Annotated in this window: 16 protein-coding genes; 10 read left to right on the plus strand and 6 right to left on the minus strand. The window is 66.4% G+C overall.

Annotated elements, in window-relative coordinates:
- Window positions 1-11 precede the first annotated feature (11 nt).
- Entirely contained in the window at window positions 12-935 is a 924-nt protein-coding gene (locus ACM9HJ_RS04385) for a VOC family protein (RefSeq protein WP_416570470.1), read from the plus strand.
- A gap of 18 nt (window positions 936-953) precedes the next feature.
- Complete coding sequence (locus ACM9HJ_RS04390; RefSeq protein WP_416570471.1) at window positions 954-1,700, plus strand: SDR family oxidoreductase; 747 nt, start codon at window positions 954-956, stop codon at window positions 1,698-1,700.
- Window positions 1,701-1,854: 154 nt separating this feature from the next.
- Here the strand turns inward: ACM9HJ_RS04390 and ACM9HJ_RS04395 are convergent, their stop codons facing one another.
- Window positions 1,855-3,495 carry an FAD-dependent monooxygenase gene (locus ACM9HJ_RS04395; RefSeq protein WP_416570472.1) on the minus strand — a complete coding sequence of 547 codons (1,641 nt, stop codon included), beginning with the start codon at window positions 3,493-3,495 and terminating at the stop codon, window positions 1,855-1,857.
- The gene (locus ACM9HJ_RS04400) at window positions 3,492-3,803 is read right to left on the minus strand and encodes a putative quinol monooxygenase (protein ID WP_416570473.1); all 312 of its coding nucleotides are present in this window, start codon (window positions 3,801-3,803) and stop codon (window positions 3,492-3,494) included. Before ACM9HJ_RS04400 ends, ACM9HJ_RS04395 begins: the two co-directional genes overlap by 4 nt.
- 110 nt (window positions 3,804-3,913) lie before the next feature.
- Between ACM9HJ_RS04400 and ACM9HJ_RS04405 the strand changes: the two genes are divergently transcribed.
- The 5 genes from ACM9HJ_RS04405 to ACM9HJ_RS04425 all read left to right on the plus strand — a co-directional run bounded on the left by ACM9HJ_RS04405 (window position 3,914) and on the right by ACM9HJ_RS04425 (window position 8,779).
- Entirely contained in the window at window positions 3,914-4,726 is an 813-nt protein-coding gene (locus ACM9HJ_RS04405; RefSeq protein WP_416570474.1) for a GntR family transcriptional regulator, read from the plus strand.
- A gap of 58 nt (window positions 4,727-4,784) precedes the next feature.
- On the plus strand, window positions 4,785-5,294 hold the full coding sequence (locus ACM9HJ_RS04410) for a luciferase family protein (RefSeq protein ID WP_416570475.1): 510 nt from the start codon (window positions 4,785-4,787) through the stop codon (window positions 5,292-5,294).
- 160 nt (window positions 5,295-5,454) lie between these two features.
- The gene (locus ACM9HJ_RS04415; RefSeq protein WP_416570476.1) at window positions 5,455-7,770 is read left to right on the plus strand and encodes a TonB-dependent receptor; all 2,316 of its coding nucleotides are present in this window, start codon (window positions 5,455-5,457) and stop codon (window positions 7,768-7,770) included.
- Window positions 7,771-7,847: 77 nt separating this feature from the next.
- Window positions 7,848-8,300, plus strand: a complete 453-nt coding sequence (locus ACM9HJ_RS04420; RefSeq protein WP_416570477.1) for a DUF6644 family protein — start codon at window positions 7,848-7,850, stop codon at window positions 8,298-8,300.
- Window positions 8,297-8,779 carry a DUF6644 family protein gene (locus ACM9HJ_RS04425; protein WP_416570478.1) on the plus strand — a complete coding sequence of 161 codons (483 nt, stop codon included), beginning with the start codon at window positions 8,297-8,299 and terminating at the stop codon, window positions 8,777-8,779. Before ACM9HJ_RS04420 ends, ACM9HJ_RS04425 begins: the two co-directional genes overlap by 4 nt.
- A gap of 82 nt (window positions 8,780-8,861) precedes the next feature.
- Here ACM9HJ_RS04425 and ACM9HJ_RS04430 read toward each other — a convergent pair whose 3' ends face one another.
- The 3 genes from ACM9HJ_RS04430 to ACM9HJ_RS04440 are packed head-to-tail and all read right to left on the minus strand — an operon-like array spanning window position 8,862 to window position 12,671.
- Window positions 8,862-10,478, minus strand: a complete 1,617-nt coding sequence (locus tag ACM9HJ_RS04430) for a GMC family oxidoreductase (RefSeq protein ID WP_416570479.1) — start codon at window positions 10,476-10,478, stop codon at window positions 8,862-8,864.
- A gap of 31 nt (window positions 10,479-10,509) precedes the next feature.
- Window positions 10,510-11,565 (minus strand): sugar phosphate isomerase/epimerase family protein, encoded by a 1,056-nt coding sequence (locus ACM9HJ_RS04435; protein ID WP_416570480.1) that lies wholly within the window; start codon window positions 11,563-11,565, stop codon window positions 10,510-10,512.
- A gap of 5 nt (window positions 11,566-11,570) precedes the next feature.
- A complete protein-coding gene (locus ACM9HJ_RS04440) occupies window positions 11,571-12,671 on the minus strand; it encodes a Gfo/Idh/MocA family oxidoreductase (protein WP_416570481.1) in 1,101 nt (366 codons plus the stop codon).
- A gap of 606 nt (window positions 12,672-13,277) precedes the next feature.
- Here ACM9HJ_RS04440 and ACM9HJ_RS04445 point away from each other — a divergent pair.
- From ACM9HJ_RS04445 to ACM9HJ_RS04455, 3 genes are read left to right on the plus strand one after another with little or no spacing between them, the layout of a single operon-like run.
- Window positions 13,278-13,745 (plus strand): C-glycoside deglycosidase beta subunit domain-containing protein, encoded by a 468-nt coding sequence (locus ACM9HJ_RS04445; RefSeq protein WP_416570482.1) that lies wholly within the window; start codon window positions 13,278-13,280, stop codon window positions 13,743-13,745.
- A 1-nt stretch (window position 13,746) separates the two neighbouring features.
- On the plus strand, window positions 13,747-14,544 hold the full coding sequence (locus ACM9HJ_RS04450) for a sugar phosphate isomerase/epimerase family protein (RefSeq protein WP_416570483.1): 798 nt from the start codon (window positions 13,747-13,749) through the stop codon (window positions 14,542-14,544).
- Window positions 14,545-14,601: 57 nt separating this feature from the next.
- Complete coding sequence (locus ACM9HJ_RS04455; RefSeq protein WP_416570484.1) at window positions 14,602-15,882, plus strand: MFS transporter; 1,281 nt, start codon at window positions 14,602-14,604, stop codon at window positions 15,880-15,882.
- A gap of 6 nt (window positions 15,883-15,888) precedes the next feature.
- Here the strand turns inward: ACM9HJ_RS04455 and ACM9HJ_RS04460 are convergent, their stop codons facing one another.
- Window positions 15,889-16,776, minus strand: a complete 888-nt coding sequence (locus tag ACM9HJ_RS04460; RefSeq protein ID WP_416570485.1) for an AraC family transcriptional regulator N-terminal domain-containing protein — start codon at window positions 16,774-16,776, stop codon at window positions 15,889-15,891.
- Between the last annotated feature and the right edge of the window lie 141 nt (window positions 16,777-16,917).

Consider the following 16,917-nt stretch of genomic DNA (forward strand, 5'->3'; position numbering starts at 1 on the left):
AGGAAGATCAGATGATCAGGTCGCTGCAACATATGGCGCTGGGGGTGCCGGACCTGGCGCCGGGTGCCGATTTCTACGGGGCGTTCGGTCTTGAGGTGGAGAACCGGTCCGACCATCTGGCCATGCGCTGCAAGGGCCGCGACCAGGACCAGATCCTTCTGGTCGAGACCGGGCAGTCGCGGCGCTTCCACCATGTCTCCTTCGGCACCGATGCCGCGGGGCTGGAGGCCATTGCCGGACGGCTGCGGATGCGCGGCGTGGAACTGCTGCCGCGGCCGTTCGCGGGCGCGGCGGAAGGGCTGTGGTTCCATGATCCCGATGGGCATCTGGTGAATATCCAGGTGGCCGTGCCGGCAACACGCGCACCGGAGCCGGGGCCGGTGATCAACAGCCCCGGCCTGATGCCGCGTTCCGGCACCCGCGGCTGTCCGACGCGGGCGTTGCCCACCAATCCGCGCCGGCTGGGCCATCTGATCCTGTTCACGCCCGATGTGAAGCGCAAGCTGGGCTTCTATTGCGACATGCTGGGCATGAAGGTGTCGGACACGCTGAAGGACGAATATGGCGCCTTCCTGCGCGTGGCCGGCGACAGCGACCATCATGTCATCGGCTTTTTGAACTCCCCCGCCCCCGGCTTCCACCATGCCAGCTTCGAGATGGCGTCGATCGACGAGGCGGAACTGGCGGCGGTGAAGCTGAAATCCAAGGGCTACAAACATGCCTGGGGACCCGGTCGCCATGCCATCGGGTCCAACTACTTCCACTATTTCCGCGATCCGTGGAACGGCATGTGCGAGTACTATTACGATATGGACCATATCCCGGCGCAGTGCGACTGGGAGGCCGTGGAATGGACCAAGCAGGACGGCATGTTCCTGTGGTCGGCCGACGGCCCGCCACCCCCCGATTTCGGCCGCAATTACGAGATCGATTGAGAAAAGGGGGGACTAAGCATGGATCTGGGACTGAAGGGCAAGAGCGCCATCATCTGCGCCGCCAGCCAGGGGCTTGGCCGGGCCTGTGCCATGGCCCTGGCGCGCGAGGGGGCGGATGTCGTCATCAATGGGCGCACGGAAGAGACGCTGGAGGCCACTGCCGCCGACATAAGGCGGGAAGCACCGGGGGTGGCGGTGACCACAGTCGTGGGCGACGTCACCGACCCGGCGGTGCGCGCGGCGTTGGTGGCGGCCGCACCCCGGGCCGACATCCTGGTGAACAATAATGGCGGCCCGCCGCCGGGCGATTTCCGGGATTGGGACCGCGACACCTGGATCAAGGCGCTGGACGCCAATCTGCTGACGGCGGTGGAATTGATCCGCCTGACGGTGGATGGCATGGCGGAGCGCGGCTATGGCCGCATCGTCAACATCACCTCGTCTTCCGTGCGCGTGCCGATCCCCGTCATCGGCCTGTCCAGCGCGGCGCGGTCGGGCCTGACGGGCTTCGTGCTGGGGCTGGTGCCCAGCCTGTCGGGCAAGGGGGTGACCATCAACAACCTGCTGCCCGGCCCGTTCGACACCAACCGCCTGCGTCATTCGAAGGCGATCACCATGCATTTGACCAAGAACCATGTGGCCGGCCGCGTCGGCGATCCCGAGGAACTGGGCGCCACCTGCGCCTTCCTGTGCGGACGCTATGCCGGCTACATCACGGGTCAGAACATCCAGATGGATGGCGGCCTCTATCCTGGAAATTTCTGACGGACGGGGAAGCTCCTGCCCCGACTGGGCGCCCGCCGGTGACGGCGGGCGCTTCTTTTTGCGTCCATGGTTCCGGGCAAAAAAGACCGCCGGTCAAGGATGGGCCTGGGCCCATCCCTGACCGGCGGTGTTTCCGCACAACAGATCGGAAAGTTTACGCCACATCCGCCAGGAAGGCCGCGGCCCCCTGGATATTCAAGCTGGGGCTGCGCCAGGCCACATAACCGTCGGGACGGATGATGTAGAGCGCCTGGTCGTCACCCCGGCCGACACCATACCGGTCGAAAATGTCCGGCAGGGCCGTGAACTCCACACCCTCCCCCATGCCGAAGGCCTGGCGGGCCACCAGATGCAACGACACGTGCGGCCGTCCCGCCACCAGCCCGGCCAGGGAGAGTTTCAGATGCTCCACCTGGTGCGCTTCCAGTGGTTTGCGCGACAGGGCCAGCACCACCGTCCGGTACCCGGACAGCAGGTCGAACACCTCCCGTCCCGGCCGCAGGGCGGCGTTTGGCGCCCGCGCCCCCGGCACCGGTCCCGCCTTCCAGGCGACGGCGTCGCGGGAAACGGCCGGCGTGCCGGCGGGATAGACGATGTCGCGCTGCGACAGGCGGCGGAAGGCCTTGGTCTGGATGGGCCGCGCGCGGGAAATGATCTTCAGCGCCAGCGGCAGGATCAGGTCCCGCAAGGCCGCCTTGAACCCCGCCTGACCCGCGGCGGCGGCGAACAGGCGGCCCGTGCTTTTCACCACCTTCTCCCCGACCGGCCTGCGCTCGCCATCATAGGTGTCCAGCAGGGCAGGGTTGCCGCCGCGCAGAACGGAGGCCAGTTTCCAGGCCAGGTTGGCGGCATCCTGCAGGCCGGTATTCATGCCCTGCCCCCCCGCCGGTGAATGGATATGGGCAGCATCGCCGGCCAGGAAGGCCCGGCCCCGCCGATAGCGGTCGACGAAGCGGTGATGGGCGCGGTAGCGGGTGATCCAGACCGGATCACTGAGCGTGACCGGCATGTTGATGGCTTCCGACAGGCCCTCCTGCATCTCCTTCAGGTCCAGCGGCAGCGGCTGCGACGCCTCCCCGTCGCCGAAACCGCCGGAAAGATCGGTGGCCATGACGCGTGACAGCTGGCTGCCATAGAGCGGCAGGAACAGACCGATGCGCCGGCCGTTCAGGAACACCCGGAACCGGTGGTGGTCCAGCGGCCAGTCCACCTTGCAATCGGCCAGCAGGAAACGCTGCGGCAGCATCTCCCCGTCCCAGGTAATACCCGTGGCTTCACGGACCGCACTGCGCGATCCGTCCGCCCCGATGATGAAGGCACTGCGGATTTCCGTCTCCGCCCCGTCCAGGGCGCGGATATGGGCGATGACGCCGTCATCATCCTGCATCAGGCCGCCCAGTTCCCGGCCGCGTTCCACCCGCACGCCCTGCTCCGCCAGATCCTGGATCAGCAGGGCCTCGGTCTCCGACTGCGGGATCATCAGGATGAAGGGAAAGGGCGTGTCGCCGGCCTGCGCCAGATCGAAATTCAGGCCGCCATGGAAACGGCCGCCCACATGCAAATTCACCGAACCGGCAATCACCCCGCGCGCCAGGAACCGGTCCGCCAGCCCCAGCGCCCGCATCAGTTCCAGGGTACGGGCCTGCACCGCAAACGCGCGGGATTCACGCGTCGGTTCCACCCGTCGTTCGATGATACGCACCCGCACCCCGCTGCGCACCAGCAGGCACGCCGCCATGAGGCCGGTGGGTCCGGCACCGACGACCAGAACGTCGCAATCCGGCTCGCTGCTCATGCGACATCCCCTTTGGCGGCAAAGGTCCGGCAGAGCGTGATGGCATAGGGGTCGGTGAACAGCTCCTCGCGGCTATCCTGCACCCAGCGGGCGACCTCTCCGCCGACATGGGTCTTGAAAGCCGCCTCATCCACGAAGGTGTTGAAAATGGCGAAGCGCCCCTCCCCCAGATCCATGGCGCGAAAGCTGGTGGTGCCGGGTTCCGTCCGCAGCCGCCGCGCCGCCTCGGTCAGGAAAGCGCGCACCGCCTCCTCCCGGCCCGGGCGGGCTTCCATCGTCGCCCAAACGGCAAATGCGTCCGTCGGCATGTCATCCTCCCTGTTTGGATATTTATGCCGCTACAATGTGCAGACGAGAATCAAAGTGTCAACAGTTTGCTATTGCCTTGTCGACAAGTTTCGCTAATATGGTTCGCATGATGAATGAACGCACCCCCCAATCGCGGGAGAATGTCTCCGCCGTCTATCGCCGCCTGCGGCGGATGATCCTGTCCGGCAAACTGAAGGGCGGGCAGCCCCTGTCGCAGGTGCAGCTGGCGCTGGATTTCGAGACCAGTCGCGGCCCCGTGCGCGAGGCGTTGCGCATGTTGCAGCAGGAAGGACTGATCGAGGCGGAGACCAATCAGCAGGGGCGCGTCGTCAGCTATTCCATCGACGACCTGGAGCAGGTCTTCTCGCTGTTGTCGCTGAATGCCGCGCTGGCCATCCAGGCCGGGGCCGACCGGCTGACGGATGCGGACATGGCCATCATCCGCCGTGCCGTCACCCGGATCGAAATGGCACCGGAAGCAGCGCAAAGCCCGCGCGGGGCCACGCGCCGCCGCCTGGCCTTCCGCCGGCTCATCGGTACGATGTGCCGGCATGGCGGGCGCCATGCCACGCAACTGATCGATGATCTGCTGGACCGCCTGGCCATGTTCCGTGCCCTGCATCAGGTGGTGGGTACGCCACCGCCCTATCCGCTGGAAAACGGTTTCCAGCCCCTGCTGGATGCATGCGAGAGGCGGGACGCCGCCGCTGCCGGCTTGTTCCTGGCGGAGAAGATCGGCGATATCGGCGGCAAGGCCCTGGCCTATCTGGACCGGCGGTACCTGCCGGTGCAGTTGAACCTTTATCTGGAGGCCGTCCGCGCTGCCTTGAGCGTGGCGGGCCAGGCCGGACCGACCAGCGTCACCATCCGTGTACGCGGCCTGCCGGGAGGGCGCGTGGAATGCGCCATCCTGCCGGACTGACGCAAAGTGTTGACACATGGGCGGCAGGTCGCCACCCGAACCCACCGGGACAAAACAGATGGAGACTGTTGACACCTTCGAGGGCATCCTGCCCGCCCGATACGGCCCAAGGCCCCAAACCATCCCGCGCGCCCCGCACAGCCAGATCGACCAGATCCCGCCGGACCGCCGGCAACTGGGCCAGGCACTGCTGACGATGCTGTCGACACTGCCCGGCGTGGAAACTGGCAGCAGCATGCGGGCCCCACCCGGCACCATCGGCCTTTACCTGCGGCAAGGTCCGGCGGCGACACGGCCGCGGGCCTTCCTCCTGGGCCATGAATTCGCGCATGTGCATCTGGAGGATGATGGCAGCCTGCATACCGTCCTGCCCGAACCGCTGCGCAGCCGCGCCATCGCGGCGGGATGGGCAGAGCCGCATCCGCTGGCCGGTTACCCGACCGTATCGCCGGACACGGTGATGATCTACGCACCCCGCAACCAGGAAGAGGTTTCGACCGTCGCGCGGCTGGTCCGCCACGCCCATGCGAACGCATCGGGCACTACCGGCACGGGGCCGGCATTCTGAGCTAGGCATCGGCCCGTATAAACGGGCCTCGCACACATTCCAATGCCATCGAACGGCCGCCGGAAGTTCCCCCGGCAGCGGTGCCGGGCAGGCGCATGCCCAACACCCGTTTCCTGGGTGAATAATCGACCAATACAACAAAAATCTTGGGGAGGTAATCATGAAGAAGCTTTTTCTGGCCAGTTCCGCCTTGCTGACCGGCCTGTCGGCACCCGCCGCCCTGGCACAGGATTTCGTGCTGGAGGAGATCGTGGTCACCGCCGTGCGCGCCGAAACCCTGCTGTCCAAGACACCGGTCTCCGTCTCGGCGGTCAGCGCCAACAATCTGCGCGACCAGGGCATCACCGACGCCACCCGGCTGGCCGATGCGGTGCCGAACCTGGCCATCGACCGCGTGAACGGTGCCGGCGTGCAGATCACCATCCGCGGCGTCTCCAGCACCGATAACAGCGAGAAAGGCGACCCGTCGGCCGCCTTCCTGGTGGACGGCGTCTATATAGCGCGGCCGCAGGCGCAGGAGGTCAGCTTCTTCGACCTGGAACGGGTGGAGGTGCTGCGCGGTCCCCAGGGCACGCTTTACGGGCGCAACACGACGGCGGGCCTGGTCAACCTGATCTCCGCCCGTCCCAAGGGCGAATTCATGGCGTCGGGCGACTTGGCCTATGGCAGCTATGACACCGTGCAGGCCACCGCCATGGTCAACGTGCCACTGGACGACAATATCGCCGTGCGTGCCGCCGCCAACTACAATTACCGCGACAGCTATCTCTATGAGGGGGCCTCCGGTGCCTCGCTCGATCCCGGCAAGAAGGACCTGTCCTTCCGTCTGGGCGCCAATGCGGAGATCGGCGAGCGCGTCCGGCTTTACGTGAAGGGCGATGCCAGCACGATGAAGGGCAACCCGCAGACCGGTGTGGCCCTGTCGAACTTCTTCCAGATGCCGATCACCGGCCCCGCCGCCGGACAGCGCGGCGCCGTGCCGGTCCGCGTTTCCGACCAATCGTCGCGCGAACTGCGCACCCTGGGCTTCACCCAGAACCGCCAATCGACCAGTGACAACAGCACCTGGGGCCTCCATGGCGAGTTGGAGGTCGATGTCGCGGAGAACCTGACCGCCACCTATCTGGGCTCCTACCGCGAATTCACCCGTGACGAGCTGCAGCGCGGTTATGTCGGCCTGACTTATCAGGCGCTGCCGGGCCTGCCGCCACCGGGCGTGCGCATGCCCCTGGAGGCGACCTTCGAGGGCGATTATGAGCAGCAGTCCCATGAGTTGCGCTTCGCCTACCAGACCGACCGGCTGCTGGCGCAGGGTGGCGCCTATTATTTCCGGGAGCAGTCGGGGGTGGAATTCCTGCTGTTCGGCACCCGCGGCTTCACGCCGGGCCAGCGCGGCTATGTCTACGGCTTCCCGCAGGACCCGACCATCTCCAAGACCCTGGGCTTTTTCGGGCAGGCGACGTTCAACGTGACCGATACGCTTCGGTTCACGGCGGGCCTGCGCCATACCAGCGATGACAAGTCGCGTGTCGGCGCCACCATCAACCACGCCAATGTCACCGACCCGCTGGATTTCACCCTGGCCACCCAGCCCGGGACCACCAATCCACGCGGGCAGCGGGACTCCCTGAACAATGCCGCGGTCAGCTACAAGAAGCTGACCTGGCGCAGCGGCCTGGATTACGACCTGACCGCGGACGCGATGCTCTATGGCAACGTGTCCACCGGTTACAAGGCCGGCGGCTTCAACGAAGGGTGCCTGGCCGGGCAGATGAGCTGCAACAGCCCGGTTCCCGCAACCGACCTGTTCTATTCGCCCGAAACGCTGACGGCGTACGAGGTGGGGGTGAAGACCAGCCTGGCCGACCGCAAGATCCGCCTGACCGGCGCTTATTTCCACTACGACTATTCCAATCTCCAGCTCAGCCAGATCTCCGCCACCTATTGCGGCGGGGCGCCCTGCCTGGTGACCAGCAATGCCGGCAAGGCGAAGATCGACGGCGTGGAACTGGAAGCCCTGGCCCAGCCCGATGCGCGCAACCGCTTCAACCTGTCACTGGCTTGGCTTGACGCACGCTACACGGATTACGCGGTCGCGCCCGGCGTCAACCTGAAGGGTGAGCAGCTGGACCGTTCGCCGAAATGGACGGCGACGCTGGGTTATGACCACACGCTGCCGGTGGGCCAAGGTTCGCTGGTGCTGGGCGCGCGGTCGCGGATCAGCGGTGGCTACCACCTGATCAACACCTCGCTGCGCAATTTCTTCCGCCAGCCCAGCTTCACGCGCACGGACGTGACCACCACCTACAACGCACCGGGCGATCGCTACTATATCCAGGCCTTCGCCAAGAACCTGGAGAATGACATCACGCTGGGCAGCGTGGCCCTGTCGGCCAATTACCCGGCGATGACGGACGGCACCGCACAAATCTCCGACCCGCGCACCTTCGGCGTGCGGGCCGGCTTCAAGTTCTGATCGGCCAACACGGGTCGGGCCCGACGCCCGACCCGCTCCCGCCATTCCCGACATCCCCCCATCGCAGGGAGGAAAGCATGGAATTCGCTGCCTGGCTGCAGGCAACGCCGTTCAGCCTGACGATCCGCACGGTTCCCTGGATCATCCCGACCCTGCTGGTCGTCCATCTGCTCGCCATCACCCTGATCATCGGTTCCGCCCTGGTCGGCAATCTGCGCCTTGCCGGCGCCCTGGCCGGCGATGTGGAACTGGGCACCGTGCTGCGGCGGCACCTGCCCTGGCTGTGGGGGGCGTTCGTCCTGGCGCTGTCGAGCGGCTTGGCCCTGGCCGTGAGCCGGCCCGACCGGCTGATCGCCAACCCGGCCTTCTGGGCGAAGATGCTGCTGCTGTGCGTCGCCGTCCTGGTGACGTTGCGCTTGCAGCGGAACCGGCCGGCCAAACCGCTGGCCTGGGCATCGCTGGCGATCTGGATCGCCGCGATCATCTGCGGCCATGGCATCGCCTATGCCGTGCCGATGGGGGCATCATGAGCGACATCCTCCACTCCATCGAGACGTCACCGGTCGCACAGTTCATGCGCGAGAACGCGGCCGCCCTGCCCTGGACCGCAACGCTGCACGTCATCGCCATCACGCTGGTGCTGGGTACCATCGCCATTGTCGATCTGCGGCTTGTCGGATATCCGGCACATCGGCGCAGTGCCCGGCAACTGATGCGGGAGATGCTGCCCTTCACCTGGGGCGCCTTCGCCCTTGCATTGGCCACAGGGCTGCTGCTGTTCGCCGCCCATGCCACCGATTATGTCGGGAAAGGGCCGTTCAAGGGCAAGATGCTGCTGCTGGCTCTCGCGGGGATCAACATGGCGGTCTTCCATGTCACCGCCTATCGCAGGATCGGCGACTGGGACCACGCGTTGCGTCCGCCCTTTGGTGTCAGGATCGCCGGCGGATTGTCGCTTCTGCTTTGGGTCGGGGTCACGTTCGCGGGGCGGTGGATCGGCTTCGTCTAGGGGGGAATATCGATACCGATATTTCTCAAAAGGAAACGAACCCGCGATTTTCCGCGGGCCCATTTCGCTTGTCCCCCACCAATCATGCCCGCCGCAGGATCAAATCGGCGGCGCGCTGGCCGATGGCCATGGCGGGGCCGTTGGTATTGCCCGACACGGGCGTCGGCATGATCGAGCAATCGACCACCCGCAGCCCCCAGATGCCATGCACCCGGCAGGCATCATCGACGACGGCGCTGGCGGGATCGGTGCCCATCGAACAGGTCCCCGTGCCGTGCAGACCGGGATCGGTGAGGGTGCGAAGTTCATCGATGATCTGCTGATCGCTCCGGCAGGCCCCACCGGGCTGCCGCTCCTCCCCGACATAGGGCGACAGGGCCTTGGCACCCGCCATCCGGCGTAGCAGGCGGAACAGTTCCACCGCCTTGCGCTGGTCCTCCTCCTCACTCCAGAACCGTGGATCGACGATGGGGGCGTCACGGAAATCAGCGCTGGCCAGCCGGACATGGCCCCGGCCCTTGGGCCGCAGATGGAAGCCGGCGAAGGTGATGCCGGGTTGATCGGAGATGGGGCTGCCGGGATTGGCCGCCATTTCCTTGACCGTGCGCATGGCGAAGGGGGACGCGGCCAGCTGCATGTCGGGCCAGTCCGCCGGCGCGCCCTCACCGGAGACCAGGGCCGTGACCGGCATGCCGACCCGCGCCATCGGCCCCGTGCGCGTCAGGAAATAGCGCAGGGCATTGCGGGAAAGCCGCCAGCCCCTGAATTCCCGGTTCAGGCCCGGATGATTGCGCAGGTCGTAGGAGATGCCCAGCTTCTGGTGATCGCACCAGTTCTCCCCCACCGACGGCAGGTCACGCACGACCTGGATGCCCTGCTGCGTCAGATGCGCGCCGGGCCCGATGCCCGACAGCATCAGCAGCTTTGGCGAGTGGTAGACCCCGGCCGACAGCACGATCTCGCGCCGCGCCGCATAGCGCACGGCCTCGCCCCCGCGCGCGCATTCCACGGCAACGGCCCGCCCGCCCTCAATGACGATGCGCTTCACCAAGCAATCGGTGACGATGGTCAGGTTGGGGCGGTGGCGCACGGGCGCCAGGAACGATTCATAGGCCGAGGCGCGCTGGCCCTGGCGGTTGACCGTGTACTGGGTCCGCCCGACACCCTCCGCCGCGGGGGCACAGATATCCTCGGTCCAGGGAATGCCCATCTCGCGGCAGGCCCCGACGATGGCATCGAAGACCGGGCCCTTATATGTGGATTGCGTGATCTGCTGCGGCCCGTCCTGCCCGCGTGACGGATCGGCGGCGGACGCGCGATAACCCTCGATCTGGCGATAGGCGCGTTCGATGGCATCCCAGCCCCAGGAAGGCAGGCCCCGATCGCGCCAGCCGTCGAAGTCACGGGGCTGGCCGCGCAGGTACCAGGTGCCGTTCACCGCGGAAGAGCCGCCCAGCCCGCGGCCATAGCTGTGCCGTTCGGCACGGCGGCCGGCCTGCGGCACGACGGGGAAGGACCAGTAATATTCCGGCTGCCCCATGATCCTGGCGAACCCGGCCGCCATCTTGATGAACACGCTCTGGTTCGTGCCCCCCGCCTCCACCAGCAGCACGCGGTTGGCCGGATCATCGCAAAGCCGCCGCGCCACGACGCAGCCGGCCGAACCCGCCCCCACCACGATATAATCGAACTCGTCCATTCTTGCGTCGCCTCCCCCCGATTATCGTTGATCAAGCGATGCCCATGACGCGGGCATTCAGTGCCCGGTCGGCACCGGCCGCGGCGAAATCGTCGAATGCATGCTCCGTGACGCGGATGATATGCCGGTCGATGAAGGGCGCGCCCTCGGCCGCCCCCTGCTCCGGGTGCTTCAGCGCGCATTCCCATTCCAGCACGGCCCAGCCGGGAAAATCATACTGTGCCAGACGGGAGAAGATGCCCGCGAAATCGACCTGCCCGTCGCCCGGCGACCGGAACCGTCCGGGCCGGTCGGCCCAGGATTGATAGCCGCCATAGATGCCCGACCGACCGGTCGGTCGGAATTCGGCATCCTTGACATGAAAGCAGCGCACCCGCTCGCGATAGATGTCCAGGAAGGCCAGATAATCCAGCTGCTGGAGCACAAAGTGACTGGGATCATAGAGGATATTGGCGCGGGCATGGCCCCCCACCTCCTCCAGGAACCGCTCGAACGTGACGCCGTCATGCAAATCCTCGCCGGGATGGATCTCGTAGGCGAGGTCGACGCCGTGGCTGTCGAACGCATCCAGGATCGGCCGCCAGCGGCGCCCCAGTTCCGCGAACGCATCCTCCACCAGCCCGGCCGGACGTTGCGGCCAGGGATAGAGATAGGGCCAGGCCAGCGCACCGGAGAAGGTGGCATGTGCCTCAAGCCCCAGATTGCGGCTGGCGCGGGCGGCCAGATGCATCTGGCCCACGGCCCATTCCTGCCGCGCCTTGGGGTTGCCGCGCACGGACGGTGCCGCGAACGCGTCGAACTGCGCGTCATAGGCCGGATGCACGGCCACCAGCTGGCCTTGCAGATGCGTGGAAAGCTCGGTCAGCGCCAGCCCATGGCGGGCCAGGGTGCCCAGCACCTCGTCACAATAATCCCGGCTGTGCGCCGCCTTTTCCAGGTCGAACAGGCGGGCATCCCAGCTGGGGATCTGCACCCCCTTGTAACCCAGTGACGCGGCCCAGCCGGCGATGGCGTCCAGGGTATTGAACGGCGCCTTGTCACCCGCGAACTGCGCCAGGAAGATGGCGGGTCCCTTGATCGTGCGCATGTCTGTCAAACCTCGAATTCGACCCAGCCGGCACCGGCGCGGCTGGCGGTGACGGCCAGATGGATGAAGGCCATGCCGCGCAACCCGTCATCGATGCCGGGCAGCAGCCCGTCCCCCTGCCCGCGCAGTTGCCGGGCGAAGTCGCGGTAAAGATTGGCGAAGGCCTCCAGATAGCCCTCCGGATGCCCACCCGGCAGGCGGGTGGCCCAGCGCGCATCGGGGCCCAACGCGGCATCGGCGGCCTGGATGATCTCCGTCCTTCCGTCGCCATGGCGCCAGGTCAGGATGTTGGGCTGTTCCTGGCACCAGTCCAGGCCAGCCTTGTCGCCATAGACGCGCAGGCGCAGCCCGTTGCGCTCCCCCACCATGATCTGCGAGGCCAGCAGCACGCCGCGGGCGCCGTTGTTGAAGCGCAGCAGCACCTGGCAATCATCATCCAGCGCCCGTCCCGGCACGACGGCCGCCAGATCGGCCAGCAACTGCGTCACGCGCAGCCCGGTCACGAATTCCGCTAGGTGAAAGGCGTGTACGCCGATATCGGCGATGGCCCCGCCTTCCCCCGCCTGGGCCGGATCGACGCGCCAGAGCGCCTGCTTGCCGTCCGCCGCACCGGCCAGCCAGCCTTGCGGATATTCGACCACCAGCTTGCGCACCCCACCCAGGGCACCCGCCGCCACCCGGGCGCGGGCCTCGCGCACCAGCGGATAGCCGGAATAGGTGTAGGTCAGGCCATAGGGCCGGCCGGTGCGGGCGATGATGGCGGCCAGTTCCTTCGCCTCGGCCAGCGTTGCCGTCGCGGGCTTGTCGCTCATCACCGCGATGCCGGCGCGGAGCGCCATGCGCGCCGCGGTGAAATGGTGGTGGTTGGGAGAGGCGATGGTGACGAAATCGATCCCGTCGTCGCGCCCCGCCTCCGTGGCCAGCATCGTTGCGACATCGGGATAGGCCCGCCTCGGATCGATGCGATAGGCCTCCCCCGCCTGCCGCGACCGGGCGGGATCGCTGCTGAAGGCGCCGGCGACCAGTTCGATCTCCCGGTCCAGTTCGGCGGCAAGGCGGTGAACCGGGCCGATGAACGCCCCCGGTCCGCCGCCGATCAATCCCATGCGTAGCCGCCGCATCCTTCCCCCCCCCCCGTTTTGCTTTTTGATTGATGGCCGAACGTTCCCGGCCGCACGGACGACGAGCGGGGTTCGGTCTCGCGGGCAGCTCCGCGGCGCATCTCGAGCTTGATAAGCGGCAAGGGCCGCCCCGGCGGTGGGGCGAGGTCCCGGCGCCAGCGGCGCATGCCTGATAACGGTGATACAAGCGATCAAACTGGAATGCAAGCATTCTAGATTCTGGCAATTTCATCGATATCCTCTGCGTGATCCGTCGGATTTCGGCCCCTGGACATGGGAAATTGTTGCGATCGCGCCCAAAATCCATCCCGGATCGCGCACCTTGCATGTCAGATGAAAGCCTGATATTCCTGGAGAAGCCAAATCATGGCCGCGCGGGGACGGGAATGTCCCAGACCGCGACCATGCCGGGACGCCGCAGTGCCCCGGACCGGGAATGGCACATGTTCGTCATCCATGTGCCGAATGCCGCCCGCCTGACGGCCGCGGTCCCGCAAGGCCCCATCCGACGTCCCGGCGTGATCCGGAGACGATGACGCCCTTTCCCTGTCCAAAGCGTACCGGAGAACAAGAAATGCCGAGGAGACGCCCATGAGCGCCGAGCTGCAGCGCACCAACAGGAACCAGGCCGACCGGGCCAAGCAGGGGATCGTTGTCTTTTCCCGCGTCGCCCAGCGCGACCTGTTCGCCTCTCCCCTGATCGAGCGGACGGACACCGGCTGGCGCCTGCAAATCCGCAACCCCTGGTACACGGGCACCTACCTGTCCACCGTGTCCTTCATCCAGATCAGTGTGAACGGCCACGTGGTGCCGGAGGCGGACACCTTCATCGCGCTGCGCGGGCAGCGGATCCCCGCCGCCTATGCCAAGAACCTGCACGAGATCTGGTGGGGCATGGGCGAGGTGGCGGAACTGTTCCTCACCGACCCCGCACTGGCCGATATCCTGACCGCGACGAACCAGGTCGGTGTCGACATCGATATGCGCACCACCTTCAGCTACGGCTTCCCGAACGACACGCTGCCCTACCGGCTGACCGGCGAACTGGAGATGCGTTGACATGAAACTCGGCCTCAGCCTCTACACCTTCGGCGCCGACATCCATGCTGGCAAGATGAACGTCCATGATGCCATCCGCAAAGCCGCCGAGATCGGCTGCGACGGCGTCGAGATCATCGCGGAGCAGCATATTCCCGGCTGGCCCAACCCCAACCTGGATGATCTGACCGCCATCCGGGAACTGGTGGCCTCGCTGGACATGGAGATCTTCTGTTTCAGCTGCTATTTCGGCAAGAATATCCGCAGCGACCGCCCCCAGACCCGGGACGAGCTGATCCACAATGCCAAGCGGGTCATCGCCCTGACCGCGCATCTGGGCGCCAGGATCATGCGCCCGGCCTTCAACGCGGAGCCGGTGGGCGAACTGGTCGACTTCGTCAACGCCGTCCTGCCCACGCTGGAGAAATATGGCGTGATCTGGGGCGTGGAACTGCACGCCCCGCATCCGCCCTCCTATTACCAGGAGGCGCTGGAAGCGGTGGATTCACCCTGGTTCCGGCTGGTCCCCGACTTCTCCTGCTGGCAGGGGCCCAACGCACCGGGGCAGATCCAGACCAACCCGCTTTCCACCTTCGAACCGTTGCTGAAATACACGGTCCATTGCCACGCCAAGGCGCATATGTTCGACGCCGATGGCGAGGAACCCAACACGCCCTACAAGGAGTTGCTGGACATGCTGGCCAAGCATGGCTTCAAGGGCTCCATCGCCGGGGAGTATGAGGGCTGGTTCATCAACTACCTGCCGTCCGAACAGCCGGCCCGCACCCTTTTCAACCTGCTGGAACGGTACGGGCGGTAGGGGACAACCTGCCACCGCCTCCCGCCTGATATCCATGGTCGCGCATAAGGAGCGCCAATGTCCGTTGCTCGTCAAGAGACCGCCACCGGTACCGGTGGGTCCATCCCCGGGACGGCGGCACCCAGCCTGCGCGAATTGCGGCTGGTCGGGTTGCTCGTCACGCTGGGGCTCGCCGCGGTCACGCTGTTCCTGTTCTGGACGGCCCTGCAATCGGTCTTCCTGGCCCTGCAGGTCCAGAAGATCGACCCTGGCGGGGCAGCGGGCGGGCTGGCCTTCGTCATCGGCATCGGGGCGATCGGGGCGCTGTTCACCGCCCCGGTCGCCGGCGCGCTCAGCGACCGGACCCGCAGCAGGATCGGCGGGCGGGGGCCTTGGATGCTGGCCGGTGCGGGGGCGACCATCGTCCTGGCCCTGCTACTGGCCCATGCCGACAGCATCACGGAACTGGCCATCTATTGGCTGCTGATCCAGGTCAGCACCAACCTGGTGTTCACCCCGATCACCGTCTATATCCCGGAACGGGTGCCCGTGGCGCGCCGGGGGATATTCTCCGCCGCCATCGGGCTTTCCCATCTTACCGGCGTGCTGTTCGGGCAGGTATTCGGTGCCGCCTTCGCCCAGGAAATGGTCCTGGGCTATGCCGTGATCAGCACCCTGCTGCTGGCGGCCATCATCACTTTCGTGGCGGTGAACCGCCGATCCAATATCGGGGAGCCGAAGACACCGTTCAGCCTGTCCAGGCTGCTGTCCACCTTCTGGGTGAATCCGGTGAAGTATCCGGCCTTCGGCTGGACCTTCCTGGGCCGCTTCCTGATGCTGACCGGCTTCTTCCCACTGAAGGTGTATCTGCTTTACATCCTGCAGGACTATGTCGGGCTGGGTGCGGACGCGGTGAAGAACGTGCCGGCCATGGGCCTGGCCGGCATGGCCGGTGCCGCCATCGGCACGCCGCTGGCGGGATGGCTCAGCGACCGGCTGGGCGTCACGCGGCCGCTGATCTATGTCTGCGCCGCATTGATGGTGGGTGCCATCCTGATACCGTTGGCCTTCCCCACCTTCACGGGCATGGTCGTCTATTCCTTCCTGATCGGCGCCGGCTTCGGCGGCTTCGGGTCGGTGGATTATGTGCTGATCACCAAGGTCCTGCCGTCGCAGGATGATGCCGGCAAGGATCTGGGCATCATCAACATGACCACCACCCTGTCGCAGACATTGGGCGTGGGCCTGGCCGGTGCCATGGTCAGCGTGGTGGGAACCTATGGCGTGCTGTTCCCCATGGGGATCGGGTTCATCGTGCTGGGCACGCTCTGCGTCGCCTTCATCAAGGGCGTGCGGTAGCGATCTTTACGGTGCGACCAGCCGTTCCGCATCACGCGACGGCGGCGCACCGAAGGCGCGGCTATACTCGCGGCTGAATTGCGAGGGGCTTTCATAGCCAACCGAATAGGCGGCGTTGCCCGCCTCCATCCCCGATGCCAGCAGCCGGCGCGCCATGTGCAGCCGCATGGTCTTCTGGTATTGCAGCGGGCTCATCGCCGTCGCCGCCCGGAAATGCCGGTGAAAGGACGCCACGCTCATCCCCGCGATCCCGGCCAGCATCGACGTGGGTAGCGGTTCCTCGAAATGGCTGCCGATCCACTCGATGGCGTGGCGGATGCGTGCCAGACGGCTGTCCGCCTGCGCGATCTGGCAGAGATGGCCACCCGAGGGCCCGCGCAGCAGGCGATAAAGTATCTCCCGCTCGCGGGCGGCGGCCAGTGCCGGAACATCCTCCGGCTGGTCCATCAGCGCCAGCAACCGGCCCCAGGCCTCCAGCAGATCAACCGTCACCGGACCGGTCCCGAAGCAGGGCTGATCGGCCATCACCGGTTCCTGCCCGATCAGCCCCGGCGGCAGGCTGGCGATCAGGTCGGCCAGGATCGACCGGTCCAGCGTGAGGCCGACCGCGACATAGGGCCTGTCCGGGCTGGCTTCCAGTATCTGCCCCATCGCCGGCAGGTCCAGCGAGGCCACGAAATAGCGGGCGCTGTCATATTCCAGCGTCGTCTCCCCCACCGTCACCCGCTTGCACCCCTGCAGGATCAAACAGGTGACGGGGGTGAAGATGGTGGCCACACCGCTGCCGGGCCGGGTCAGCACGCTCAGGCTCAAGCGGGCGATCGGGGTTTGCGTGGCGGGCGCGCCGGCATGCCGCAACACCCGGCGCCGCATCGTCTCCATCATGTCCTGCATCGGCGGTGTCCCCGCAGTCGGTCGGTCGGATTTGATCGGATTGGGCAAGCAATCGCTCCGATCCGGCAGTCCGGCGCGGCGTTGGTCCGATATCATGCCCGGGACAGGATGACAGCATCCACTGACCGATGAGGAAACGTC

The organism is Niveispirillum sp. KHB5.9 (assembly GCF_048066115.1).
GTDB lineage: Bacteria > Pseudomonadota > Alphaproteobacteria > Azospirillales > Azospirillaceae > Niveispirillum.